This is a genomic window from Sphaerobacter sp., assembly GCF_019683595.1.
Lineage (GTDB): Bacteria > Chloroflexota > Chloroflexia > Thermomicrobiales > Thermomicrobiaceae > Sphaerobacter.
Window position 1 is genome coordinate 1 of record NZ_JADGHZ010000023.1, and the last position, 24,006, is coordinate 24,006.

The window sequence follows — 24,006 nt, forward strand, 5'->3', positions numbered from 1 at the left end:
CCACCGCGTTTTGTTTTTTTTTTTGGGGGGGGCGGGGGGGGGGGGGGCGCGGGGCGGCGGCTCCGTCCGAGCCGAAGGATCTCACGTCGGACCTTCCTCGCACGTGGGAGATCCTTCGCTGCGCCGGGTGCGGCTGGCCGCCGCCCCCGGCTCCGCTCAGGATGACACACGGGAAGCGGGCTGCTGGCGGGTATACGGGGTGTATTCGTCAAACTCCATCGGCCCCGGGCACGTGCCGCCCACGTTGCGCCTCTTCACCACACCGAACACGGCCAACACCCGCCCCCGCGGCCGCTACGCCACGCGGACCTGGGAGCCGGTGGGGGTTTTTCGGACCTCGATGCGGGTGGGGAACATCTCCTTGAGCTCCGAAAGATGGGTGATAACCAGGATCGTCTGGAAGTCGCGCTCGATGGCGCGGATGGCCTCGATTAGTCCGTCGCGACCCTGGCTGTCCTGGGTGCCGAAGCCCTCGTCGATGACCAGTGTCTGGAGGCGGGTGCCGGCGCGGCGGGCGAGCAGGGTGCTGAGTGCGACCCGGATGGCGAAGTTGGCGCGGAAGGCCTCGCCGCCGCTGTAGAGCTCGTAGGGACGGCGTCCGGCCTCGTCGCCGATCACGATGTCGAGGGTTTCGATCGTGTTGTCGCCCCGCACCGTCTGCTTTTGGGTGCGGAACTCCACGCGCATGGTGTTGCCGGGCATCTTGTCGAGGATGGCGTTGGCCTCGTCTTGGAGCTCCGGGATGACGTTCTCGATGATCATCGCCTGGATGCCGCGCTTGCCGAACGCCAGGGTCAGCTCGTCGTAGATCATCTTCTCTTCGGCCACCTGGCGGCGCTCGGCGATGCGCTCCTCGCGGAGGTCCTGCAGGCGCAGGCAGTCGTCGAGCCGCTGCTGAGCGGCGCCGAGCCGTGCCTGCGTCTCGCCACGACACGCCTCCAGCGCTTCCAGTTCCGCCTGGAGCGCGTCGCGCTCGGCGCGCAAGGGATTCAGTTGGGTGAGCTGCTCGCTGAGTTCGGCTTCCTCCGCCTCGGCGGCGGCTCGCTCCGCCTGGTGCTGGGTGATCTGGAGCGTGAGCGTTTCGATCTGGGCCTCGTCGCGTTCGAGCGCGGTCTGTGCCACGTCGAGCTGGCGCCGCTCCTCCTCGATGCCGCGCAGCGCGGCGATGCGTGCCCTGATTGCTTGGTGCTCCTCGCGGTCGTAGGGGAGGTCGGCGAGTGCCTGTTCCACCTCGGCGAGGGCAGGGCGGTGCTCGGCGCCGGGGGCACCGCGGGCCAGCCGGTCGCGGAGCCCGGCGAGCAGGGCTTCGAGTTGCTCCGTTTCCGCCTGAGCGCGGGTGAGACGCTCGTGCCGCTCGCGGAGCGCGGCGGCGGTGCGCTCCAGCTTGTCGGCGCGCGCTCGCTGGCGTTCCAGGTGCTCGATTCTCGCGGCCGCTTCGGCGGCTTCGGCCTGGAGTTGCTTGATGGCCGCGGCGTTGGCGCGGAACTGGTCGCCGAGCGCTTTGCCTTCCGCGGTGTACTCGGCGCGCAGTCGCTCGCGCTCGTCCTCGCCTAGCTCGCGGCGGCAGACGGGGCAGAGCGCACCGGCGCCTTCGATCTGGTCGAGCCGGGCCTTGATCTCCTCCATATCGGCCCGTAAGCGCTTGTTTTCGGCCTGGAGCTCACCGCGTCGCGCCTCGCGGGCGGCCTGCGCCGCGTGCTCCTGGGCGATCGCGTCGGCGACGCCGGCCAGTTCTGCAAGTTCGGCGTTGACGGCGTCCAGCCGGGCGACGACGTCCGGCAGCTCCTTGAGTTGCAGGCGGCGCTCGTCGATCTGGCAGGTGACCGAGTGGATCTCCGTCTCGAGCCGGTGGGTGGCCTGCTGGATCGCCTGCTCGATGGCGCGGCGGCGCTCGATCAGCTCCTGGCGGGCCGACAGCCGGTCGGTCAGTTCCGCCTCGCGCTGGCGCAGCTCGGTCAGTTCGCGGTATCCGGCCTCGATCGCATCCCTGCGGGCGAGCACGGCGCGGTGGGCGGCGATCTGCTCGTGAAGTGCGGCGCGGCGGCGCTCGAGATCGGCGATAGCGACATCCAATTCGACCTTGCGCCGCCTTACGCTCTCGCGTTGACTCGCGGTAAACTCTAGTGACCGGACGCGCTCCTGCACGGCGTTGAGCCGCTGCCGGAGATCGTCGGCCTGGTCGGTCAGCTTCAGGAGTTCCTGACCGAGCGACTCGACCTCTTCCCGGTAGCGGGGCAGGTCGGCGAGCCGCTTGTCGAGTTCGGCCAGGTGCAGGTCGATCTCGCGCAGGCGCCGGTCGCGCTCGCGGAATGCCTGGCGCGCGGCCTCTTCGTAGCGGTCGTAGTCGTTCAGGTTGAGGATTTCCGCGAGGACCTGTTTGCGCTGCTGGGGGGTCTTGGTGGTGAACTCGTCGGCCCGGCCCTGCAGGATGAAGGCCGAGTTGATGAACGTCTCGTAGTCCATCCGCAGCAGGCGGTCGATCGTCTGCTGGGTCTCGCGGAGACTGGCGCCGGTGAGAGACCGGCAGCGGTCGCCCTCGATGGCTTCGAGCTCCAGGGTGGCCGAGCTGGTCGCGCGGGCGCGACGGCGCCGGGTGACACGGAACTCCTGTTCACCCAGGATGAAGCCGAAGGTGACCTCCATGTCCGGGGCACCGATGGAGATGAGGTCCCGGTCGCTGTTGACGCGCGCCTTGCCCCAGAGCGCCCAAGTGATGGCGTCGAGCAGGGCGGACTTACCGGCGCCGTTGTCGCCTGACAGGCAGGCGACGCGGATGCCGCGGAAGTCGATTTCGACCGGCTCGCGATAGGACATGAAGTTTCGGATGGCGAGGTGAGTTGGTATCATGGGACGCTGCCGCTCCTGGCACCGCCACGGACCCGCGGCGATGCATCCATGCTGACCTGATGGTCAAGTATACCGGGGCAGGCGGGTTCGACGCCGGAGTTGGAATTGTTCTTGCGTGCCGACGATTGCATGCGCCGACGGGTGGAGCCACGGAGGGGGCGAGCGGCGCAATGTCAGGGAAGCCGACTGTGACCCGCAGGCAGAGTGTACCGCATCGTATGCGGCAGTCGGTCCAGTGTCTTCCCTGACTGCTTCTAGAAGGACGTAGCGGATGGTGATGGATAGGGATCGACGACCGGACGAAGACGAGTACCAAGAGGAGGCCGAGCCGGAGCCTCTATTGGATGCCGACGAGCTGGACGTGGAGGCTCTCGCGGACGAGGAGTCCTCGCGCGCGCTGGTCGAGGTGGAGGACGACGCGGCGGCTCTCGACGAGGATTGGGATGAGCTGCTGCAGCACGACCCCACCCTCGCGACCGATCCGATCCGTCTCTACCTCCGCGACATCGCGCAGGCGCCGCTGCTCACGGCGGAGGAAGAGGTGGAGCTGGCCAAGCGCATTGAGGAGGGCGACGTCGAGGCGCTTCAGCGCTTCGTCCGCTCGAACCTGCGGCTCGTGGTCAGCATCGCCAAGCGCTACGTGGGCCGTGGGCTCTCGTTGCTGGACCTGATCCAGGAGGGCAACCTCGGCCTGATCCGCGCGGTCCAGAAGTACGACTGGCGCCGGGGCTACCGCTTCAGCACGTACGCGACCTGGTGGATCCGCCAGGCAATCACCCGTGCCATCGCCGATCAGGGCCGCACTATCCGGCTGCCGGTCCACATGATCGACAGCATCACCCGCTATCGCCGGACCGTGATGCAGCTCACGCAGGAGCTTGGCCGCCCGCCGCGGGCCGAAGAGGTGGCCGAGGCGATGAGCGTTCCGCCGGAGAAGGTCGAGCAATTCATCCGCGCCGCCCAGCGCACGATCTCGCTGGAGAAGCCGATCGGTGAGGACGAGGAAGGCACCCTTGCCGATCTCATCGCCGATGAGGTGGCGCGCTCTCCGGAGGAGGAGGCGGTCGAGACGCTGCTCCAGCGTGATGTGGCCGAGGTGCTGGAGGAACTGACGCCGCGCGAGCGGCTGGTGTTGCAGCTTCGGTTTGGGCTGGGCAACGGCTCGCCGCACACGCTGTCGGAAGTGGGCCAGCAGCTCGACATCAGCCGGGAGCGTGTGCGCCAGATCGAGAGCGAGGCACTCCGCAAGCTGCGGCGGCGCGCGGCCGACCGGCTGGCCGCGTACGCCGAGCTCTAGTCAGAGAAGGGCAAACCACGTAGACTGACGCTGCGGATACATGCGGATACATATGTATGGATGTAGCGTGAGACTACGTGGGGAGTGTCAGTAGGCGTGCTCGGTCTGGAGCAGTGGCTCCTCCTTGGCTCTGTCTTCCTCCTGATCCTCGCGAATGGCATCTTCGTCGCGGCGGAGTTCGCGCTGGTTTCGGCCCGCCGTACCCGCATCGAACAGATGGCAGCGGAGGGGAACCGGCTGGCCCGCGCGGTGCTGCGGGCCATGGACGACCCCAACCGGTTCATCTCCGCAGCCCAGATCGGGATTACGGTCGCCAGCCTGGGGCTCGGTTGGCTGGGTGAGCCGGCGTTCGCGCGGCTCTTCGCCCGTCTCTTCGCCATGTTGCCCGGTAGCTGGCAAGGCATCGCCTCGCACAGTGCCGCGGTGGCGACCGCGTTTATCCTGATCACCTTCCTCCACATCATCCTGGGGGAGCAGGTGCCCAAGATGATCGCCATCCAGCGCGCCGAAGGCACCATCCTGCTCACCGCCCAGATCACCCAGTTCATGTCGTCCATCTTCCGTCCGGCGATTGCGGTGATCTACTGGGCGACCGAGTGGCTGCTTCGCCCGTTCGGCCTGCGCTACCAGAGCGAGAGCCACCTGGTCTACACGGTGGAGGAGCTGGAGATGCTCGTTGAGGCGAGCGCCCGCGGCGGGCAGCTCGAAACGAGCGAGCAGGAGATGATCCACCGGCTCCTCACCTTTGCCGACCTGGACGCCGGGCAGGTGATGGTGCCGCGGACAGAGATGGTCGCGGTGCCGGTCGATATCACGCTGCCGGAGTTGATCGAGGTCATCGCGCGGGAACGCCGGTCGCGTTACCCGGTCTACGATCAGACGCTCGACGACATCGTCGGCATCGTCCACAGCAAGGATCTCTTCCCGATCCTCGCCGCCGGGAAGACGGACGGGTTCTCCATCCGCGCGATCACCCGCGAGGCGATGACGGTGCCGGACAGCCTGCCGATCGATCAGGTGCTGGCGCTGATGAAGCAGCGGCGGACACACATCGCCATCGTCATCGACGAATACGGCGGCACCGCGGGGTTGATCACGATGGAGGACCTGGTCGAGCGCATCGTCGGCGAGTTGCAGGACGAGTTCGAGCGGCCGGAGCAGGAGGTCGAGGTGCTGCCGGACGGGTCGGTGCGCATCAACGGGCTCATGCTGATCGAGGAGGTCAACGAGCGCTTCGGCCTCGACATCCACGACCCGAACTTCGACACCATCGGCGGGTACGTCTTCGGCCAGCTCGGCCGCAAGCCGGAGGTCGGCGACACGGTGCGGGTGGGCGATGCGACCTTCCGTGTGGATGTGCTCGACGGCCTTCGTATCGCCCGGCTGTGCCTCACCCGCGACAACGTCGTGGCCGAGGAGCAGGCAGGGGCGTAGCGCGTCGGGCGGGGCGCGGATCGCGCTCTCGCGGCCGGGTTGCGCGCATGGGAGTCGCGTAATCCGCGCTGTCAGCTACCCCAACAGCATGTCGAGCAGGGCCATGCGGATATAGACGCCGTTCTGCGCCTGCCGGAAGTAGGCGGCGCGCGGGTCGCGATCGACCTCGGGGGCGATCTCGTCCACGCGGGGCAGCGGGTGCATCAGGATCGCGTTCGGTTGCATCAGGCCGAGGCTTGCCGTGTCGATGATGTAGAGGCCTCGCGCGGCCTCGTACTCTTCCTCCGACGTGAAGCGCTCGTGCTGGATGCGGGTCTGGTAGACGACGTCGACGTCGGGCAGGACCCGTGACAGGTCGCTTTCCTCGCGGAAGCGGACTCCGGCGGCCGCCAGCGCGGCGGTGACGTCCTCGCCCATGCGGACGTTCGGCGGAGAGACGAAGGTCAACTCAATCCCCTGGCACTGCGCCAGGATGAGCGCGAGCGAGCGGGCGGCGCGGCCGTACTTGAGATCGCCGACAAGGGCGATGCGCAGATTGTCGATCCGGCCGAGCTCCGAGCGGATGGTGTAGAGGTCGAGCAGCGCCTGGGTCGGGTGCTCGTGCGGCCCATCGCCGGCGTTAATGACCGGGATGTTGATCACGGACGCTGCGCGGGCCGCGGAGCCGGCCTCGGGGTGGCGGATGACGATGACGTCGGCATACGACTCGACGATGCGCGCGGTGTCTTCGATGGTCTCCCCCTTGGCCGCGGAGGAGGTCTCCCGCGCGTACTCGGCCGAGAGCACCTGCCCGCCGAGCCGGATCATCGCCGACTCGAAGCTCAGGCGCGTGCGCGTGCTCGGCTCGAAGAAAAGGGTCGCCATGATCCGGCCGCTGAGCCGGTTGGAGCCGCCGGCGGCCACAATCACGCGCATCTCGTCGGCGCGCGCGAAGAGCTGTTCGAGGAAGGGTCGGTCAAACTGCTCGACGGCGAGGATACTGCGCGCATTTGGCGACCCGGACATCGTCTCTCCTTCCCTGCTCGGCCGGAAACGGGCCGTCCCAGAGTATACCCGGATTACGGCGTTCTCACCGTCTCATGAACGCTGGCGAATGAACCCGGTAGTTCCGCCAGCAGTGCGCTCCCCTCGCGCTGTCATCCTGAGCGAAGCCGGCCGGCGCCCTCGCGTCGAACGGCTCCGCTCAGAATGACAGCGCGCGGACTACGGTGGTGGCTGGGAGTACCCAAGCTCTGTGCTCCAGTGCCATCTGACGGCCATCATGCGGCCAGGATTGACGGTCAGGGTTTCGCTGAGTCCGTGATGGCCGGGCCGATGGGTTGTCCCACGCCCCGCACGCTCCAGCATCCTCTCGGGAACCGAGAGGCACGATGTGGGAACGCACCCCACGCCTATTGACATCCGCGACGGACGAGCGTAGTATCCGACCCACAACTGAATAACGCTCTGCTCATCCAGAGTGGTGGAGGGAACGGCCCTGCGAAGCCCGGCAACCAGCGCGTACCGCGCCAGGTGCCAATGCCGGCGGACAGCGTCCGCACGATGAGCGAACAGTCTGTGATCCTCCACCGATGCCGTGGAGGTTTTTTGTTGCCCCACGGCCGAGCGCACAGGCGATGACGAGGAGAGTACGCGAGGCGCCACGGTCTCAGCGAGCCGCGCCGGTGGAAGGCGGCACACGGGCCCTCGCCGAAGATGACCTCCGAGCCGCGGGCTGAACCGGGCATGCGCCCGCAGTAGGTTCCGCCGGGTTGACCGCCGTTATCCAGGTCGGGGTGCATGTGCACCCACCGAGGTCCGCGTCGCGAGGCGCGGGCGAAGCGGGGTGGTACCACGGGTTGGCGAGCCCGTCCCCAGCAATCGGGGACGGGCTCTTCTCGTCCCCGGCCAATCGCACCGGATCAGTCACAAGCAGTGGAGTGGGAAGGCGAGCGTGCCGCCCGCACGGTGCGGGGCGGATCGCCTGACGACCGTATGGAAGGAGCGGATCATGACCGGTCAAGACGGGGCACCACGGGGAGCACTGCTTGTCGGGAGCGTCCCGCTGGCCAATGCCACCGAGGTTTTCCAGACTGCCGCGGACATCCTCGGTGACCGCCTGCGCCGCATCCCGGACGGGGAAACCGGCGTGCGCAGCAACTGGATCGGGTGGCAGTACGACGTGCTGGCCAGGGTGCCGCAACTCGAGGTGGTCCCACCGAACCCTGACGCCTACTTGCCCGTGCCGAAGTTCCGACTCCGGGACGGGGCGGACACGTCTGCGATCCGGTTCGACAACCTGGGCTACGCCGACGCGGCGAGGGCGTCGTACGAGACCTTCACGCAGCTCAAGGCGGCCGGGACGATCCCGGCGCACGTTCGCTTCCAGGTGTCGCTGCCGACGCCCCTGGCGTCGGTCGCCGCCTACGTGCAGCCCGAGTCGCAGGCCGCAATCGAGCCGGCCTACGAGGCACGGCTGCTGGCCGAAGTCGACGAGATCCTCGAGGCGATCCCGCGCGATGACCTGGCGATCCAGTGGGATGTGGCCGTCGAAGTCGGCATCCTGGAGCAGACGTTTCCGTCCGCCTTCGATAACCCGCGCGAGGCGATCGTCGAGCGGCTGGTCCGTATCGGTGACTACATCCCGACCGACGTCGAGCTGGGCTACCACCTCTGCTACGGCGATGCCGGTCACCGGCACTTCAAGCAGCCGGAAGACACCCGGCTCCTGACCGACCTCGCCAATCGCATCGCCGCCGGGGTGCAGCGGCCGATCACCTGGCTTCACCTGCCGGTGCCGGCCGACCGTAGCGACGACGCCTACTTCGCCCCGCTGCGCGACTTGCAGCTCGACCCCGAGACGGAGCTGTATCTGGGCCTGGTCCACGACACCGACGGTGTCGAGGGAACCCGGCACCGCATCGAGGCGGCCCGGCGCGCGGTTCCCGCCTTCGGTGTCGCCACGGAGTGCGGCCTGGGGCGCCGCCCGCCCGAGACCATCCCGGCGCTGCTCCGGCTGCATGCCGAGGTGAGCGGGCCGGTGGTGTCGGTAGTCTAGGGGTCGGGCCGTCACGCCCGGCTATGCCTGGCCTGACGGGCGCCGGCCGGACACATCGACGAGCCCCCTCTCCCGCGATCGGGGAGAGGGGGCTCGGCTCTTTCGCTTACCGCATGGTGCTTGGGAGGATGCCCAGCTCGGCGCGGTACTTGGCGACGGTGCGGCGGGCGATGCGGATGCCCTGCTTGCTCAACAGGTCGCAGATGCGCCGGTCGGTCAGCGGCTGGTTCTCCCGCTCGATCATCTCCTTGATGATGTCCTTGACGCTCAGCGACGGCGTGAAGAAGTCGCTGAACGGGATCACCTTGCGGTTGGGGAGCATGACGAACTTGTTGGCGGTGGCCCGGCTGACGGTCGACTCGTGTACCCCGACCTGCTGGGCGACGACGGCCCGGGTCAGCGGGCGCAGTTCGCGCACGCCGCCGCGCAGGAAGTCCTCCTGCAGCTCGACGATGCACCGGGAGATCTTGTAGAGCGTCTCCCGGCGCTGGTTGATGTTGGAGATGAAGAGCTTGGCACGGTTGACGAACTCGCGGACGTGCTGGCGCTCGGTGTCGTTGTAGTCCCCGCGGGTGCGGCTGCGACCGATCTCGCGAGCGATCTGGGCATACATCGGGTTCATCCGCAGGTGGAAGTGCCGCGTGTCCACGACCTCCACCGCCAGCTCGCCGTCGCGCAGGCTGACAACGACATCGGGCGCGACGTAAGGGGAGCGGAGCGGCGTCTTCCAGTAGCGCGCCTCCTGGCTCTGCAGCGGGTAGGGGTTGAGGTGGGCGCGGATGAAGTCCCGCGCTTCCTCGACCTGCTCGTTGGTGATCCCCAGCTCCTTGGCGATGAAGCCGAACTTGTGGGCGCCAAACTGCTCCAGGTAGTCACGCAGGATCGGCTCGACATACGGGGGCACCTCGACCCCGATGTCCTTGAGATAGCGCAGTTGGATGAGCAGGCACTCGCGCAGGTCGCGTGCACCGACCCCGATCGGTGCCACCGACTGGATGTACCCGATCACCCGATCGACATACTCCCGCGGGCGGCCGAAGCGAGCGGCGACGTCATCCAGGTCGACATCGATGAACCCGCGCTCGTCAAGGGAGTTGATCAGGTACTCGGCGACGCTCAGATCCCCGTTCTGGCAGAGGGTGGCGACGTCGGAGAGGATCTGCTCCTGGAGGGTTTGCTCCGAGGCCACCAGCGTCATAGGGTCGAAGTCGTCCGAGTCATCCCGCTCGCGCGAGACCGCGGTGTAGAGCTGCTCGGGATAGTCCTCGAACGGCTCCTCGGGGTGCTGCTCCCGCTGGTCGATGAGGCAGGTGGGGCAAAAGCCGCCCTCGATCACGCCGCCGCAAATGGGGCAGATCTCCCGTTCCTCCATCTCCAGTGCCGGGTTGGCCTCCAGCTCCTGCTTGATGACTTCCTGAAGCTCCATTCGTGAGAGGCTGAGGATGTAGTTGGCCTCGATGAGGCTGGGGGAGATCCAGACCCGCATTTCGGGGCTGAGATCCATCGAGACATCCATACCCGGCATGCATACCCTCCTTGACCTTCGTAGGTCTCCCGTACCGTGCGTCTGGCGGGACGGCCGGGTCGTACAACGTTGAGGCGGGACTCCGGAGAACCACCGACGCCGGTGGACACGAGGGCGTGCCCGTCCTGTCACCCCAGTATAGGGGGCGGTTGAAGCGTTGGCAAGGATCTTGCGAGAAAAACGCACTCCGCGGTCGCGCCGGGGACAAACCGAGGGGCTGGTGGTTGGTGCGACCTGACGGGGTTGATACCCCGCTTTACGCAGGCACCGTGCCACAGCAGGTCGCGCTGGAAGGCCGGATGGTGCACTAGAGCCGCCTTCCTGCTATTATCGTGCGTGGCTCGTGCCGGTCGGCTCATACACGGTAGCGCGTGTCACCAGGACGCCGCAGGCTGCTCCGAGCCGCAGGGTACCGGTTAGGGAGTGGAAAACCGTGGGGAGAGGGCTGCGGATCGCTACGATCCGGGGCATCGAGATCAAGGTGCACCCAAGCTTCCTCCTCGCGCTGCTCTGGGTGACCTACTACTGGGGAATCGCCCCCGACAACGGGCTGCTGGGTGTCCTCTTCGGCGTGTTCATCCTGACCGCGATCTTCGTCTGCGTCGTCGGTCACGAGCTGGCCCACAGCTTCGTTGCGCTCCGCTATGGCCTGACGGTGCACGACATCACCCTGCTGCCCATCGGCGGGGTGGCGCGCATCGAGCAGGTGCCGATGACGCCCCGGCGCGAAGCGACCGTGGCGCTGGCGGGCCCGATCCTCAACCTGATCGTCGCAGCCGGGCTGCTGCCGCTGGTGCTGGCGATCGCGCTCGCGAGTGGCGTCCGCGACGCCTACGGATTCCTCCTCTTGATCCAGGGGATCGACGGCGCGAGCTTCGTGATTCACCTCTGGATCGCCAACCTGATGCTGGCGGCTTTCAACCTGCTGCCGGCCTTCCCGATGGATGGCGGCCGGATCTTCCGCGCGCTACTCACCGGGGTATCTAACCGGGTGCTGGCCACGCGCGTCGCCGTGTTCTTGGGCCAGTTCCTGGCGCTGGCACTGATCGTCGCCGGGTTCTACACCCGTGATGTTGCCCTCCCGCTGGTTTCCATCTTCATCATGTTGGCGGCCTTCGTGGAGTCCCGCATGATCTACGTCGAGGCGGCGCTGCGCTCACTCCCGGTGGGGCAGTTCGCCCTTTGGGACTCCGGCGGCGTCTCGCCCGATTCGCCGCTGAGCCATGCCGTCCTGGGCGGGCCGCGCGACCTGGCGGTAACCGACGGGGGCGTCGTGGTCGGGATGCTCTGGCGCGATGAGGTGCTGGCCCGCCTCCACCAGGGCAACAGCCTCCGCGTGGCCGATGTGATGGACCGCGACGTTACCGCCATGGACGTGGACAGCTCCGTCTACGACGTCCACCGCCGCATGCTCGCCACGGGCCGGACAGCCATCCCCATCGTCGAGGGGGGCCTCTATCGCGGCATCTTCACCTCGGACCGCCTGGTCCACGTCCACCGCTACCTCCAGGAACGCTTCGGCACGCGCGATCGCTACCGCGGGCTCATCGAGGCACTCGGCCTGATCGGCCGCTGACCGCGCCGATCGCCCCCACTCAGCCTCCCGACACCGGCATGGACATTGCGTGCTGACCGGTCTTACGCCGGTGCCGTCTCGCGCCGACTCGATGCGACGGTTTTCCTAGGGAGGGAGACGGTGGAATGAGCATCACCCGATGGGATCCGTGGAGTGAGATGATGTCGCTCCGCGAGGCGATGGACCAGCTCCTCCGTGAGAGCTTCGTGCGGCCGGCGACGTCGATGCTGCGCTCGGGCAGCATGGGGATGGGGATGCCGCTCGATGTGCGTGAGACCGACGACGCGTACATCGTGAAGGCGACGATGCCGGGTGTGCGGCCCGACGACGTCTCCATCCAGATCACCGGCAACACCCTCCAGATCAGCGGCGAGACGCGAGAAGAGTACGAGCAGGAAGAAGGTCCGGAAGAGAGCCGCGACCGCGGCACCTGGCTGGTGCGCGAGCGCCGCTACGGGAGGTTCGAGCGCACGATCACGCTGCCGACCGACGTCAAGGCCGATCAGGCTCAGGCCACGCTGGAGCATGGGGTACTGACCCTGCGCCTGCCCAAGGCCGAGGAGGCCCGCGCGCGCAGGATCCCCGTCCAGAGCGGCACGGGCGCGCAGCAGATCGAGGCCCAGGCTCGCCCGCGATCGTAGCGACGCCTGACTGCACCCGCCCCCACGCCGGCCGGCGGCGCGCTCGGCGTGGGGGTGTGTTTGTGTGAGCCGCTAGACGATGGCCGACGCGGTGCAAGCGTGGTACGCTGGCAAGAACGAACCGCCATGCTGAGCAGGGAGTGAGCATGCAGGATTCGTCCGAGCTGCTGGGACATCGCTATCGCTTCGTGCCCGCGACAGGTGCGGGGCAGTCGGCGGCGAGCCGTCCGGCTCTGCTGCTGCTCCACGGGACGGGCGGCGACGAGGCGGATCTGCTCCCACTGGGTGAGCTGCTGCTCCCAGGTGCACCCCTGCTGAGCCCGCGTGGAACGGTGAGCGAGCACGGCGCACCCCGGTTCTTCCGCCGGTTGGCGCCCGGCGTCTTCGACGTCGAGGATCTGGTCCAGCGAACCCACGCGCTGGCGGACTTCGTTCAGGCCGCCGTTGAACGCCACGGCGTCGCCGATCGCCCCGTCGTGGCCGTGGGTTACTCCAACGGCGCCAACATCGCGGCGAGCCTGCTCCTGTTGCGCCCCGGTCTGCTGGCGGGCGCGGTGCTGTGGCGGGCCATGGTCCCGCTGGAACCGGAACCGCTGCCGGACCTCACGGGCACACCGGTGTTGCTGGGTGCGGCCCGATTCGATCCCCTGATCCCGAACGACGATGTCGAGCGGCTGGCCGCGCTGCTGCGCGAAAGCGGCGCGAGCGTCGCGCTGCGCTGGCACGACACCGGCCACGGGCTGACGCAGGACGACGTGCGCGAGGCTGCCGCGTGGCTGGCAACCCGATGGACGGAAGAGGAGAGCACGCGATGAACCTGGGCGGACTCCACCACGTCACGGCGGTCACGAGCCGCGCATCGGAGAACGTCGCCTTCTACACCGAGGTCCTTGGGCTCCGGCTGGTGAAGAAGACCGTCAACCAGGACGACGTCTCGGCCTACCACCTCTTCTACGGTGACGAGCTGGGCCGGCCGGGGACGGAGATGACATTCTTCGACTGGGAAATGGTCGGCGCGAACCAGGAGGGCAGCGGCCAGATCTCGACCACCAGCTTCCGGGTCCCGGGGCGAGCCGCGATCGAGTGGTGGGCGCAGCGTCTCGATGCCTACGGCGTCCAGCGGGGGGAGATCGGCGAGCGACTGGGCCGGGCGGTCCTGCCGTTCCAGGACCCCGAGGGGCAGCGTCTGGAGCTGATGGACGACACCGCGGGCGAGGCGACTCCGCGAGTGGAGCCTGGGATCCCATGGGACCGGTCGCCGGTGCCTGCTGAATACGGCATCCGCGGGCTCGCGGAGGTGACCCTGACCGTGCGCGAGCTGGCGCCGACCGCCTTCATCCTGACCGAGGTGCTCGGCTTCCGGCAGGTCGCCGACGAGCGGAACAGTGAGTTTCAGAGCGTGACCTATGAGACCGGGCCCGGTGGTCCCGGCGCACTGGTGCGCGTCGTCGTGCGGCCCGACCTTCGCTTCAGCCCGCGTGCCGGCGCGGGCGGGGTGCATCACGTGGCGTTCCGTACACCCAACGACGAGGAGCATGCCGCCTGGCAGCGGCGGCTCGCGCAGCTTGGCATCGGGGTGACGCCGGTCATCGACCGCTACTACTTCAAGTCGATCTACTTCCGGGAGCCGGGCGGGGTGCTCTTCGAGATCGCGACCGACGGCCCAGGGTTCGCCACCGATGAGGATCCGGAGCACCTCGGCGAGCGGCTGGCCCTGCCGCCGTTCCTTGAGCCGCACCGGGCGGACATCGAGGCCGGGCTCAAGCCGATCCGGCCGGTGACATTCGCCCCGCCGCGCGCGGGGGATTGACCCGGTCGACGCCCGGCTCTCGTGTCACCGGACGGCCTTCCCGTCGGTTCCGACGGGATGCCGGTCATTCGGATCGAACCGTGTCGGGAACGTCTGCGCGTCGTTGGCGAGTGGGATTAGTCGGCAGTGTGGGACGGGACCGGGCCGTTGGGGTGGCGGGTCGGGTCGGTCTCTTCGACCCAGCGGCCGATCCGGCGGTACTTCTGGTAGCGGGCGGCGAGGAGCGCGTCGAGGCCGGCGTCACCGTCCTGCACCATCGCCTCCAACTCGCTGAGGTGGCGTTCAATGGCGTCACCCACCCGCTGGATGGTCTGCGTCGGCTGCTCGTGAGCCGGGACCGGCTCGGGGATCACCTCATCGACGATACCGAAGCCGTACAGGTCGGCGGCGGTGACGCGCATGGTCGCAGCCGCCTCCGGGGCCTTGGTCGCGTCCTTCCAGAGGATCGCGGCGCAGGCCTCGGGCGAGGCGACGGCGTAGATCGCGTTCTCCAGCATCAGGATGCGGTCGGCCACGCTGATGGCGAGCGCGCCGCCGCTACCCCCTTCGCCGATCACGACGGCCACTGTCGGGACGCGCAGGGAAGCGAGCGCCAGTAGGTTCTCGGCGATGGCGACAGCCTGGCCTCGCTCCTCCGACCCGATCCCCGGCTCGGCGCCCGGTGTGTCGACGAAGGCGATGAGCGGCATGCCGAACTTCTCGGCGTGCTGCATCAGCCGCAGCGCCTTGCGGTAGCCCTCGGGCCGCGGCATGCCGAAGTTGTGCGTCAGGTTCTCCTGGGTATTGGATCCCTTGCGATGGCCGACGACGACGACCGCCCGGCCGCGGAACGTGCCAATGCCGCCGAGCAGGGCGGGATCGTCGCCGAAGCGCCGGTCGCCGTGCAGCTCCACGAACCCGGAGATCAGGTCCGCCACGTAGTCCTGGGTGTGCGGGCGGGCCGGGTTCCGGGCCAGGAGCACGCGCTCCCAGGCCGAGAGAGTCTCAGGCATCGGGCGCCTCCTGCGCGGAGGCGGCCGCGCCGGCGGTGCGGCGGGCCGGCTGCCGGCGGGCCAGTGCGTAGTGGTCGAGCAAGGTCGCGATCTTCGCGCGTAGGGTGCGCCGCGGCGCGATGAGGTCGATCATGCCGTGCTCCAGCAGGAACTCGGCCGTCTGGAAGCCCTCGGGCAGCTTCTGCCGGGTGATCTGCTCGATGACGCGCGGCCCGGCGAAGCCGATCATGGCGCCAGGTTCCGCGATGATGACGTCGGCGACCGTCGTGTAGCTGGCCGTGACCCCGCCGTAGCACGGGTCCACCAGCACCGCGATGTGGGGCAGCCGGGCCTCGCCCAGCCGCGCCAGCGCGGCTGTGGTCTTTGCCATCTGCATCAGCGAGAAGGGACTCTCCTGCATGCGCGCCCCGCCGGATGAGGAGACCGTGACCAGCGGCAATTCCTGCTCGATGGCCCGTTCGATCGCCCGCACCAGCTTCTCGCCAAAGACCGAGCCCATGCTGGCGCCCATGAAGCCGAACTCGGCGACCGCCAGCGCGAACGGGCGACCGTCCAACCGGGCGGACCCGGTGATGAGCGCCTCGCGGGCCCCGCTCTTCCGCTTCGCCGTCGCCACCTTGTCGGGGTACGACTCGCCGCCGGCGGCGAACCCGAGCGGGTCGGCCGCTTCGAGCCCGGCGTCCCACTCAACAAAGCTGCCCGGGTCGGTCAGCATCGCGATCCGCTGCGCGGCGGTGAGACGGAAGTGGTGGTTGCAACGTGGGCAGACCCGCAACTCGCGCTCGAACTCACGCGAGTAGGTCAGCTCGCGGCAGCGTGGGCACTTGACCCAGAGATCATCGGGTACGACCGGGCTGTCCTCGCCCTGCGGTTCGACCGTGAAGCGCGGTTGTCGGCGGAACAGTTCCCGCATGACTTCCCCCCGGATTGGCGCGACGGTGGGCGGCGCGCCGTTTGCGATCCGGTGGAGTATAGCACATGCAACGCGCGGCTCGAGGTGCGGGCCGTCCGGTGTTGCTTGACCGGCATGCAGCGTGCGCACTACAGTGGATGCGACTGGGACGGGCGGACGCACGCCGAAATCACCTGGGGGATAGGAGCGGGCCATGGTAGATGTTGCCGTGATGATCCTCGCAGGCGGTCAGGGCGAGCGCCTGAGCATCCTGTCCCGCCAGCGCGCCAAGCCGGCTGTTCCCTTCGCGGGAAAGTACCGCATCATCGACTTCACGCTGAGCAACTGCGTCAACTCCGGCTACTTCGATGTCGCCGTCCTCACCCAGTACCGGCCTCACTCGCTCAACGAGCACATCGGCCACGGCCGCCCGTGGGATCTCGACCGCGAGCGCAACGGCGGCGTCGTCATCCTCCAGCCCTACCTGGGCCGCTCCCAGTCCGGTTGGTACCGTGGGACGGCCGACGCCATCTACCACAACCTCTTCTTCGTCACGCGCAAGCCGTACACGGATGTGCTGATCCTCTCCGGCGATCATGTCTACGCCATGGACTACCGCCCGATGGTGGCGCAGCACCGCCGCCTGGATGCCGATGTGACCGTCGCGGTCCAGCCGGTTCCGTGGGAGGATGCCTCCCGCTTCGGGCTGATGACGATCGACGACGAGGGGCGGATCATCGACTTCGAGGAGAAGCCCGAGCAGCCGCGGAGCAACCTGGCCTCGATGGGCATCTACGTCTTCAAGCGGGACGTGCTGCTCGACCTGTTCCGCAGCCCGACCTACGCGGAGGAGATGACCGACTTCGGGCACCACTTCATCCCCTACCTGATCCATCACGGGCGGGCCTACGCGTATCGCTTCGAGGGCTACTGGCAGGATGTCGGGACGATCCAGTCCTACTGGGAGGCGAACATGGCGCTCCTGGAGGACGTCCCGGCGCTGAACCTCTACGACCCCAACTGGCGCATCCACACCCGCAGCGAGGAGCGGCCGCCGGCCAAAATCATGGACGGGTCGGTCGTCTCGCGCTCGCTCATCTCCCACGGCGCCATCATCATCCGCGGCCGGGTGGAGCACTCGGTGCTCTCGCCCGGCGTGGTGGTGCACGAGGGAGCCGTCGTGCGCGACTCCATCATCATGACCGACGCGGTGATCGGGCCGGGTGCAGTCATCGACCGTTGCATCATCGACAAAGAGGTTCGGGTCGGAGCGGGCGCCTACCTCGGCTACGGCGACGACTACACGCCGAACTGGCTGGAACCGAAGCGGGTCAACACCGGGATCACCATTGTCGGCCGGAACGCCATCGTGCCGTCCAACGTCCGCATCGGCCGCAACGTGCTGATCGGCACCGACGTGACCGAGGCCGACTTCCCCACGAACGAGATCCCCAGCGGTGACACGATCGACCCCCGCGTCGCGGCGTTCTGGTCGTGAGGATCCCCGCGCGTGGCGTGTGTCCGGCGACTCTAGCCCCGGGCACGGGCCGAGCGTCGAGCCCCTCGTATCACCCACCGCGGACGCAGGTCGCCAGCCAGCACCCTGCTTGTGGATGGTGAATGTCAGCCGTCCTCGGCCCGCCGTGAGCCATCCTGATATAGTTGGACGATGGGGGCGTCCCGGTCGGCAGAGGTCCGCGCTAGAGTTGCGCGCTTCGCAAACGAGGATGGGGGACGATGCCACCGACGCGGTGGCGCCTCGCGCCGGACCGGGCTGCATCTGTTCGCTACAATGAACAGACCCGGGTTGGCCAGATGATTGCGGTACGGTATTGGAGCACCCGGCCGTTCTGGGCATGGCGACCGTTGCGGCCGGTGTGTCGTGCTTAGCACGCGGTCAGGCGGATCGGACCGGGCGGAGGTCGGCACGCGTGTCACGTCCCCCCGGTTACGCAGCCGGTCCGGTCGACCGCGTGATGAAGATGAGGAAGCGAGAACAACATATGGAGGCACATTCCGAGGGGCCCGTGCTGGCGCAGCGCAGCATCGTCGATCTGGTGGACATCGTCGCCGCGCTGCCCGAGGCGGAGCGTGAGCGGTTCGACCGCCTGTTCCGGGTGGTGTCGACCGTGGGTGAGCTCGACCCGCCGGCGCATATGAACCGCTGGATCGAGCGGTACTTCGGCTCGGTCGAGGCGGTGTTGCGTCAGAAGGTGGTCAAAGTCACCAACCGCCTGACGCTGGAGGAGACGCTGTTCAACGACATCCGCGCGCGTCGCCCGCTGGAGGCGCGCATTCCGGCCGAGCTGGCGGATGAGATCGCCAAGACGGCGCCGGACCCGTTTTGCGAGCCGGAGCTGAACACGCCGGCCGATCCGTTCGGCCGCATCCGCGGCGAGCACACCATCACCGCGAGCAACATCGCCAAATACGACGGGCTCCACGGCGTGGTCATCTTCGACGAGCATGACCCGCTGGCATTCACCGAGGCGCTGGTGGTCGACGCGGTGCGCGTGGCTAAGCGGTGGTTCGAGGCCGCGCACCAGATCGACCCGAGCGCGGTCTATCCCTTCTTCATGTGGAACTGCCTTTGGAAGAGTGGGGCGTCCATCCCGCACGGCCACGCCCAGGTCAGCCTGACCCGCGGGGCACACTACGGCAAGGTGGAGAACACCCGGCGGGCGACGCTGGTGTACCGCGAGGAGTACGGCACGGAGTACTTCGACGACCTCTTCCTCGCCCACCAGTCCCTCGGGTTGGCGGCCGAGGTGGGCTCGGTGCGCGTCATGGCGAACCTGGTCCCGCTGAAGGAGAAGGAGGTCGTCTTGACCGCCAAGGCGGTCGACGACGACCTCGTGCGTGTGGCCTATCAGGCGCTCCGCTGCCTGGTTGAGCGCCTCAACGTCGTGTCCTTCAACCTGGTCATCTGGATGCCGCCGCTCGTGGAAACCGATGAGGACTGGAGCGGCATGCCGGTCGTGGTCCGCCTGGTCGACCGGGGCGATCCGCTGAACCGCACGTCCGACTTCGGCGCGATGGAGCTCTACGCGGCGAGCGTCGTGTCGAGCGATCCCTTCCGGGTGGCCGAGGTCTTGTGGGAGGATCTGGACCTCCGCTAGCGTCGGGTCGCTCCGTACGGTCGTACCGGAGTATCTGTCCAGCAGACGAAGAACCGCCCGAGCCTCACGTGGCCCGGGCGGTTCCGTGCCGTTCGCGCGAGCGTCACCAGATTCCGGCGAAACCGGGCACGGAGGAGATGTTGCGGAGCAGGTGGGTGAACACCGGCAGGTAGGCGATGGCGATTAGCACGACGGAGCCGATCAGCCACGGCCGCCAGCTATCGAGCAGCTTCGGCACCTGCTCGTGGCTGCCTTCCTCGCCCGGCCGCGCCAGCGGCACCTCCACCCGCGCCGGCTCGCGCGACGCGACCAGCGTCATGATGATGATCACGAAGTAGAGGACGCCGGCCACGAACATGGTCGGGCCGCCGATGAGGAGCAGGATCCGGTTCAGGCCCCACTCGTTCTCGAACCAGGGAGCCTGGGACAGGTACGTGCGCCGGGGGATGGACTCGAGCCCGAGGCGGTGCATGGTTTCGGACCACATCGCCATGCCCACGAAGAAGATGATCGGCTGGGCGACCGCCAGGCGACGACCCCAGAGTGCCCGACCGGTCAAGTACGGGATCAGCCAGTAGGTGGTCGCCATGAAGGTCAGCGTGACGGCCCCGCCGACGGTCAGGTGGAAGTGCCCCACGACCCAGGTGGTGTTGTGGATCGCCTGATTGACGTTGTAGGACGCGTTCGTCAGGCCGCTGATCCCGCCCGGGACGAACAGGAACATGCCCATCACCTGGCCGGTGAAGGCCGGGTTTCCCCAGGGTAGATTGCGAACCCACTTGACCCAGCCGGTTCCACCGTGCAGGCGGGCTGCGGTCTCGATGGAGGCGCTGACGTTGAAGTAGGTCAGCAGGCTGGGGAAGAAGACGGCGAAGGTCATGAACGTGTGAAGCAGCTTGATGCCGCCGCCGATGCCCGGGTCGCTGAACTGGTGGTGCAGCCCGACCGGGATCGAGTAGAGCACGAAGAAGAGGAAGGCCAGGCGTGCCATCGGCTCGCTGAACAGCCGGCCGCCGGCCAGACGCGGGATCATGGCGTACCACGAGACATAAGCAGGCAGGAGCCAGAAGTAGACGATCGGGTGGCCGGTGAACCAGAAGAGCGTCCGGGCGAGCAGCGGGTCGACCGTGTCAACGATACCTAACGACCATGGGATCAGGAGGAACAGCATCTCGACCGCCAGTCCGATGCTGGCGATGGTCCACAGCGCGTAGGTGGCGAGCGTGCCGAAGACCGCCAGGGGCGTAACTCGGCCGGGATTCTCGCGGCGCCAGGCACGCCAGGTCAGCAGGATGTCCAATCCGATGAGCCACGTGCCGACGACGACCAGGGTCAAGCCGATGTAGTAGGCCGGCGAGGCCTGCAGCGGCGCGTAGAACGTGTAGAGAACCGTGGCGGTGTTCGCGAAGATCGGGATCGCAGCCAGCACCAGCCCGCCGAGCATGACCCAGAACGCGATCCAGCCGAGCCGCATGGAGGCCAGCGGCCGGCCCAGCGCGTAGACCGTGACGAAGGGGAAGAACCCGCTGAGGAAGAAAATCGTCCAGACCAGGACGTTCAGCACCCCGTGGATCGTCAACCCCTGATAGTAGGTGCGGATTACCGGGCGGGCATAGGGGTACAGGTTGAAACCTGCGCGATCGAAGGCCTGGAAGAGGGCGGGCACATTGGCGATGGCCAGGCTGACGAGGGCGACCGCGATGAACGCGGCGGTCAGCCGATGGACGGTGCGGAGCTGTGGGTTGATCTCGGTACTGACGGTGGCCATCACGGCTCCTCCACGATGATCTGTCCGAACATCAGGTGGTGGCCTGCGCCGCAGTATTCATGGCAGACGAAGCGGTACACTCCGGGCTCCTTGAAGATCGCGTTCTGTCGCGTGATGCGGCCCGGAATCAGCATCACGTTGACGTTGGTTCCCTCGATGTCGAGGCCGTGGATGACATCCCGGCTGGTCGCCACGAACGTCACCTCGGCGCCGGCAGGCACGCGGATTTCGCGGGGATTGAACACCCAGATCTGGGCCACGATGGCGACCTCGTACTGGTTGGGGCCGACCTGTCGCAGAACTCCGGGTTGGTCGAAGGGCGGTGTGCTGTCGATGGCCGCCGGCAGGATGGTGCCCTCATCGCTCGGGACGTGGATCATCATGCCGAACGCGCTGACGATCACCGCCACCAACATGCCGACCGGGATGGCGATGCTCGGGAGGATCCAGCCGAGTTCGAGCAGCGTCTTGCGGTTGATCATGAGACCCCCCGGTGAAACACAGCCAGATAGGCGTACAACCAGAGGAGGACGAGCACGACGAGGAACAGGCCAAGCAGGATCAGCGTTCCCCGCGGGATCGGCTCGTCGATCGGCTCACCGAGGGGTCCCGTCTCATAGGGTCCGGCGTATGAACGCTCAGGCGCTTCTTGGCGTTGTTCGGCATCGGGGCGATCGGATGGTTGGTCGGACATGGGATGCTCCCTTCCCCGGCGGGTATCCGGAGTACTCCCCGCCATGCCGCAAATCGTGGGTACCGGAAAGCCCCCGTGTGGTTACGCCCAACGAGGCAAACTGGTGGATCGGCCGATCTCTCCCTAATGGCGGCTCGACTGCCAGAATCGTGCCAGCGTTGCGATTTCTGCCCACCGTGTCGGGGGAAATAAGGGAGCAAGCGCTCGGCGGCGGACGATGGCGATGTGGCGCTGCTTCGGGCATGATAGGAGCCGCCGGTTGCGTCATCCATCGGTCGGGGGAGGGCATGTACGAGCGAGCGATCGTCTGGGTCCGGGGCACGGTGCGGCGCTTCCCGCGCTCGCTCTGGCTGCTCGCCGTGGTCAACTTCATCCTCTTCACGGCCCGTGGCATGACCACGCCGTTCCTGGTCATCTTCTTCGGCCAGATCGTCGGCCTGGGTGAGGGGATGGTCGGCGCCGGGATCTTCGTGAACGCCATCGTCGGCGTCGTCTTCACGCTGGCGGTCGCCGGCCTGATCGACCGGCTCGGAGCGCGACTGGTCCTGATCGCCACCATCGTCGGGGTGGCGGTGATGACGGCGAGCTTCCCGCTGGCGACCACGCCCCCGCTCTTCTTCCTGGTCATGGTGCTGCACGGGTGCGCCAGCCAGCTCTACTGGCCCGCGTCGGACACCTTCGCGACCTCCATGGTCTCGATGGACCAGATGGGCGAGATGTTCGCGCTGCTGCGGGTGGCCAACGCGCTGGGCATCGGTGCCGGGGGCCTGCTGGGCGGGCTGATCGTCGCCGGGGGCACGTTGGCCCAGTATCGGGTGCTCTACCTGTTGAGCGGCGCGGGGATCGCAGTGGCGGCGCTCATGATCGTGACGCTCGTGCGCCGGCCCCGCACCGCCGCCCCGAGCCCACGGGCCGGATCGGCCAACGCCGGAAGCTGGCGCGAGGTGCTGGCCGACCGCCGCTACCTGCTCAGCCAGGTCGTCATGTTCATCCTGCTCGCCGCGTTCACCCAACTCCAGGTCAGCGCGCCGCCCTTCCTGCGCAAGGAAGCGGGTGTGAGCGAGGCCGTCATCGGGCTCCTCTTCGCCATCAACACGGTCATCGTCGTCGCGCTGCAGATCCCGGTCGCGTCGCGGATCAGCGGGTGGGGGCGCGGGACGACCTTCGCCGTGGCTGCGCTCTTCTGGGTCGTGGCCTACGCCATGATCGGTGCCAGCCCGTGGCTGAGCCTGCTCCCCTTCGCCGCGATCATCATCTACACCGTGGGCGAGATGCTCTTCATGCCGACCACCGGCGTGTTGGTGGTGGAGCTGGCACCGGAGCGCCTGCGCGGTCGCTACCTGGCGGGGAGCAGCGTCACCTGGGGGCTGGCCTGGGGCGTCGCTTCGTGGGGGAGCGGCGCCATCCTCGGGTCGAGTTCCCCGCTGCTGCTCTGGCCGGCGCTGATCGGCGTGCTCATTGTGGGTGGCCTCGGGGGACTGCTCTTCGACCGCATGGGCGGCACGATGCGCGCGAGCGCGCCCGCCGTCCAGCTCGGCGATGGCGACTGATAGCGGCCGACGGTTATCACGTGGGGAGGGAGGAGAGCCATCGCCGACGGGAACCTGCTGCTGGTCGGGTTCGGCGCGCTGGTGATGCTGCTCGCAGGATTCCTGTCGGGTGCCACCGGCTTCGGGTTCTCCCTGGTGAGCACCCCGTTGCTGCTGGCGGGCGGCTTCTCCCTGCCCTTCGTCGTGGCGATGAACCTCACCCTGGGCCTGCTGACCCGTATCTCCGTCGCCGTGCGCCTGCGCGCCCATCTGACGCCGCGCCGTGTCTGGCTGCTGACCCTGGGCAGCCTGCCGGGGTTGGCGCTGGGGACAATCGCGCTGACCCGGCTTGACCCTGCCTTCATCCGGCGAGGGGCCGGGCTCATCGTCATCCTGGCAGCGATGGGGCTGGCGCGCGGCGGGGCGCCGGTCTCCTCGCGGACGGGCGCCCCGCTGCTGGCCGGGGTGGCGGCGGGTTTCCTCGGCGCCACGACCTCGCTCAACGGCGTGCCGCCGGCGCTGCTGATGGCGCGCGAGCGTGCCGCGCCGATGAGCTTCCTGGCCGACCTCGCGCTCTTCTTCATCCTGTCGAACGGGATGACGCTCGTGCTGCTGCACAACCGGAATGCGGTGGAGCTGGCATCGCTCTTCCCCACTGGTGCCCTGTGGCTGCCGACCGCGCTGCTCGGCAATTACCTCGGCGTGCGGCTCGCCAGCCGCCTGCCGGAGCGGATCTTCCGCACCGTCGCGCTCAGCGTCATCGCCGTCTCCGGGTTCATCGCGCTGATCGGCGCGTGATCCGAGGGGAGCGGCCCTCACCTTCGACCCCTCTCCCAACGTTGGGA

Annotated in this window: 19 protein-coding genes and 1 riboswitch; of the genes, 11 read left to right on the plus strand and 8 right to left on the minus strand. The window is 67.9% G+C overall.

The genetic code is table 11. The features are described from left to right. Positions 1 to 294: 294 nt before the first annotated feature. The gene (locus tag IRZ30_RS04450) at positions 295 to 2,847 is read right to left on the minus strand and encodes an SMC family ATPase (protein ID WP_294083369.1); all 2,553 of its coding nucleotides are present in this window, start codon (positions 2,845 to 2,847) and stop codon (positions 295 to 297) included. A 271-nt stretch (positions 2,848 to 3,118) separates the two neighbouring features. On the opposite strand from IRZ30_RS04450, the gene IRZ30_RS04455 reads away from it, so the two are divergent. Both IRZ30_RS04455 and IRZ30_RS04460 read left to right on the plus strand, forming a co-directional pair. After that, positions 3,119 to 4,144: a sigma-70 family RNA polymerase sigma factor gene (locus tag IRZ30_RS04455; protein WP_294083371.1), complete on the plus strand. Its 1,026-nt coding sequence runs from the start codon at positions 3,119 to 3,121 to the stop codon at positions 4,142 to 4,144. Positions 4,145 to 4,240: 96 nt separating this feature from the next. Then, the gene (locus IRZ30_RS04460) at positions 4,241 to 5,578 is read left to right on the plus strand and encodes a hemolysin family protein (RefSeq protein ID WP_294083372.1); all 1,338 of its coding nucleotides are present in this window, start codon (positions 4,241 to 4,243) and stop codon (positions 5,576 to 5,578) included. 75 nt (positions 5,579 to 5,653) lie between these two features. On the opposite strand, the gene pyrB is transcribed toward IRZ30_RS04460, so the two are convergent. Further along, a complete protein-coding gene (gene pyrB / locus IRZ30_RS04465; protein ID WP_294083373.1) occupies positions 5,654 to 6,583 on the minus strand; it encodes an aspartate carbamoyltransferase in 930 nt (309 codons plus the stop codon). Between the two features lie 442 nt (positions 6,584 to 7,025). Continuing rightward, a riboswitch (SAM riboswitch) is annotated at positions 7,026 to 7,127 on the plus strand. A gap of 441 nt (positions 7,128 to 7,568) precedes the next feature. Between pyrB and IRZ30_RS04470 the strand changes: the two genes are divergently transcribed. After that, the gene (locus tag IRZ30_RS04470; RefSeq protein ID WP_294083375.1) at positions 7,569 to 8,615 is read left to right on the plus strand and encodes a hypothetical protein; all 1,047 of its coding nucleotides are present in this window, start codon (positions 7,569 to 7,571) and stop codon (positions 8,613 to 8,615) included. A gap of 106 nt (positions 8,616 to 8,721) precedes the next feature. Here IRZ30_RS04470 and rpoN read toward each other — a convergent pair whose 3' ends face one another. Continuing rightward, positions 8,722 to 10,140, minus strand: a complete 1,419-nt coding sequence (rpoN, locus tag IRZ30_RS04475; RefSeq protein WP_294083377.1) for an RNA polymerase factor sigma-54 — start codon at positions 10,138 to 10,140, stop codon at positions 8,722 to 8,724. A gap of 433 nt (positions 10,141 to 10,573) precedes the next feature. Here rpoN and IRZ30_RS04480 point away from each other — a divergent pair, with 433 nt between their 5' ends. The 4 genes from IRZ30_RS04480 to IRZ30_RS04495 all read left to right on the plus strand — a co-directional run bounded on the left by IRZ30_RS04480 (position 10,574) and on the right by IRZ30_RS04495 (position 14,167). Beyond that, positions 10,574 to 11,716, plus strand: coding sequence for a site-2 protease family protein (locus tag IRZ30_RS04480; protein ID WP_294083379.1), 1,143 nt, complete (start codon positions 10,574 to 10,576; stop codon positions 11,714 to 11,716). A 125-nt stretch (positions 11,717 to 11,841) separates the two neighbouring features. Beyond that, complete coding sequence (locus IRZ30_RS04485; RefSeq protein WP_294083381.1) at positions 11,842 to 12,357, plus strand: Hsp20/alpha crystallin family protein; 516 nt, start codon at positions 11,842 to 11,844, stop codon at positions 12,355 to 12,357. Between the two features lie 146 nt (positions 12,358 to 12,503). Continuing rightward, complete coding sequence (locus IRZ30_RS04490; RefSeq protein ID WP_294083382.1) at positions 12,504 to 13,172, plus strand: alpha/beta hydrolase; 669 nt, start codon at positions 12,504 to 12,506, stop codon at positions 13,170 to 13,172. Further along, positions 13,169 to 14,167 (plus strand): ring-cleaving dioxygenase, encoded by a 999-nt coding sequence (locus IRZ30_RS04495; protein ID WP_294083383.1) that lies wholly within the window; start codon positions 13,169 to 13,171, stop codon positions 14,165 to 14,167. The genes IRZ30_RS04490 and IRZ30_RS04495 overlap by 4 nt, the downstream gene beginning before the upstream one ends. A gap of 116 nt (positions 14,168 to 14,283) precedes the next feature. Here the strand turns inward: IRZ30_RS04495 and IRZ30_RS04500 are convergent, their stop codons facing one another. Then, positions 14,284 to 15,159 carry an acetyl-CoA carboxylase carboxyltransferase subunit alpha gene (locus IRZ30_RS04500; protein ID WP_294083384.1) on the minus strand — a complete coding sequence of 292 codons (876 nt, stop codon included), beginning with the start codon at positions 15,157 to 15,159 and terminating at the stop codon, positions 14,284 to 14,286. Beyond that, positions 15,152 to 16,072, minus strand: a complete 921-nt coding sequence (gene accD, locus IRZ30_RS04505; protein ID WP_294083387.1) for an acetyl-CoA carboxylase, carboxyltransferase subunit beta — start codon at positions 16,070 to 16,072, stop codon at positions 15,152 to 15,154. Before accD ends, IRZ30_RS04500 begins: the two co-directional genes overlap by 8 nt. Positions 16,073 to 16,265: 193 nt before the next feature. Here accD and IRZ30_RS04510 point away from each other — a divergent pair, with 193 nt between their 5' ends. Next, positions 16,266 to 17,549 carry a glucose-1-phosphate adenylyltransferase gene (locus IRZ30_RS04510; RefSeq protein ID WP_294083389.1) on the plus strand — a complete coding sequence of 428 codons (1,284 nt, stop codon included), beginning with the start codon at positions 16,266 to 16,268 and terminating at the stop codon, positions 17,547 to 17,549. A 505-nt stretch (positions 17,550 to 18,054) separates the two neighbouring features. Then, positions 18,055 to 19,170 carry a hypothetical protein gene (locus IRZ30_RS04515; RefSeq protein ID WP_294083391.1) on the plus strand — a complete coding sequence of 372 codons (1,116 nt, stop codon included), beginning with the start codon at positions 18,055 to 18,057 and terminating at the stop codon, positions 19,168 to 19,170. Between the two features lie 103 nt (positions 19,171 to 19,273). On the opposite strand, the gene IRZ30_RS04520 is transcribed toward IRZ30_RS04515, so the two are convergent. Genes IRZ30_RS04520 through IRZ30_RS04530 form a run of 3 tightly spaced genes read right to left on the minus strand, consistent with a single transcriptional unit; the run spans position 19,274 to position 21,632 of the window. Continuing rightward, on the minus strand, positions 19,274 to 20,938 hold the full coding sequence (locus tag IRZ30_RS04520) for a cbb3-type cytochrome c oxidase subunit I (RefSeq protein ID WP_294083393.1): 1,665 nt from the start codon (positions 20,936 to 20,938) through the stop codon (positions 19,274 to 19,276). Then, positions 20,938 to 21,420: a cytochrome c oxidase subunit II gene (locus tag IRZ30_RS04525; protein ID WP_294083395.1), complete on the minus strand. Its 483-nt coding sequence runs from the start codon at positions 21,418 to 21,420 to the stop codon at positions 20,938 to 20,940. The genes IRZ30_RS04520 and IRZ30_RS04525 overlap by 1 nt, the downstream gene beginning before the upstream one ends. After that, a complete protein-coding gene (locus tag IRZ30_RS04530; RefSeq protein WP_294083397.1) occupies positions 21,417 to 21,632 on the minus strand; it encodes a hypothetical protein in 216 nt (71 codons plus the stop codon). The genes IRZ30_RS04525 and IRZ30_RS04530 overlap by 4 nt, the downstream gene beginning before the upstream one ends. Positions 21,633 to 21,919: 287 nt before the next feature. Between IRZ30_RS04530 and IRZ30_RS04535 the strand changes: the two genes are divergently transcribed. Both IRZ30_RS04535 and IRZ30_RS04540 read left to right on the plus strand, forming a co-directional pair. Next, the gene (locus IRZ30_RS04535) at positions 21,920 to 23,182 is read left to right on the plus strand and encodes an MFS transporter (RefSeq protein ID WP_294083399.1); all 1,263 of its coding nucleotides are present in this window, start codon (positions 21,920 to 21,922) and stop codon (positions 23,180 to 23,182) included. Positions 23,183 to 23,266: 84 nt separating this feature from the next. Continuing rightward, the gene (locus tag IRZ30_RS04540) at positions 23,267 to 23,959 is read left to right on the plus strand and encodes a sulfite exporter TauE/SafE family protein (RefSeq protein WP_294083401.1); all 693 of its coding nucleotides are present in this window, start codon (positions 23,267 to 23,269) and stop codon (positions 23,957 to 23,959) included. Positions 23,960 to 24,006: the final 47 nt, after the last annotated feature.

Excerpts from the sequence above, each read along its gene's own strand:
- IRZ30_RS04450 (WP_294083369.1), bottom strand. The coding sequence starts at position 2,847 with ATGATACCAACTCACCTCGCCATCCGAAACTTCATGTCCTATCGCGAG.
- IRZ30_RS04455 (WP_294083371.1), top strand. The coding sequence starts at position 3,119 with ATGGTGATGGATAGGGATCGACGACCGGACGAAGACGAGTACCAAGAG.
- pyrB (WP_294083373.1), bottom strand. The coding sequence starts at position 6,583 with ATGTCCGGGTCGCCAAATGCGCGCAGTATCCTCGCCGTCGAGCAGTTT.
- IRZ30_RS04470 (WP_294083375.1), top strand. The coding sequence starts at position 7,569 with ATGACCGGTCAAGACGGGGCACCACGGGGAGCACTGCTTGTCGGGAGC.
- rpoN (WP_294083377.1), bottom strand. The coding sequence starts at position 10,140 with ATGCCGGGTATGGATGTCTCGATGGATCTCAGCCCCGAAATGCGGGTC.
- IRZ30_RS04485 (WP_294083381.1), top strand. The coding sequence starts at position 11,842 with ATGAGCATCACCCGATGGGATCCGTGGAGTGAGATGATGTCGCTCCGC.
- IRZ30_RS04490 (WP_294083382.1), top strand. The coding sequence starts at position 12,504 with ATGCAGGATTCGTCCGAGCTGCTGGGACATCGCTATCGCTTCGTGCCC.
- IRZ30_RS04495 (WP_294083383.1), top strand. The coding sequence starts at position 13,169 with ATGAACCTGGGCGGACTCCACCACGTCACGGCGGTCACGAGCCGCGCA.
- IRZ30_RS04500 (WP_294083384.1), bottom strand. The coding sequence starts at position 15,159 with ATGCCTGAGACTCTCTCGGCCTGGGAGCGCGTGCTCCTGGCCCGGAAC.
- accD (WP_294083387.1), bottom strand. The coding sequence starts at position 16,072 with ATGCGGGAACTGTTCCGCCGACAACCGCGCTTCACGGTCGAACCGCAG.
- IRZ30_RS04510 (WP_294083389.1), top strand. The coding sequence starts at position 16,266 with ATGGTAGATGTTGCCGTGATGATCCTCGCAGGCGGTCAGGGCGAGCGC.
- IRZ30_RS04515 (WP_294083391.1), top strand. The coding sequence starts at position 18,055 with ATGGAGGCACATTCCGAGGGGCCCGTGCTGGCGCAGCGCAGCATCGTC.
- IRZ30_RS04520 (WP_294083393.1), bottom strand. The coding sequence starts at position 20,938 with ATGGCCACCGTCAGTACCGAGATCAACCCACAGCTCCGCACCGTCCAT.
- IRZ30_RS04525 (WP_294083395.1), bottom strand. The coding sequence starts at position 21,420 with ATGATCAACCGCAAGACGCTGCTCGAACTCGGCTGGATCCTCCCGAGC.
- IRZ30_RS04530 (WP_294083397.1), bottom strand. The coding sequence starts at position 21,632 with ATGTCCGACCAACCATCCGATCGCCCCGATGCCGAACAACGCCAAGAA.
- IRZ30_RS04535 (WP_294083399.1), top strand. The coding sequence starts at position 21,920 with ATGTACGAGCGAGCGATCGTCTGGGTCCGGGGCACGGTGCGGCGCTTC.
- IRZ30_RS04540 (WP_294083401.1), top strand. The coding sequence starts at position 23,267 with ATGCTGCTCGCAGGATTCCTGTCGGGTGCCACCGGCTTCGGGTTCTCC.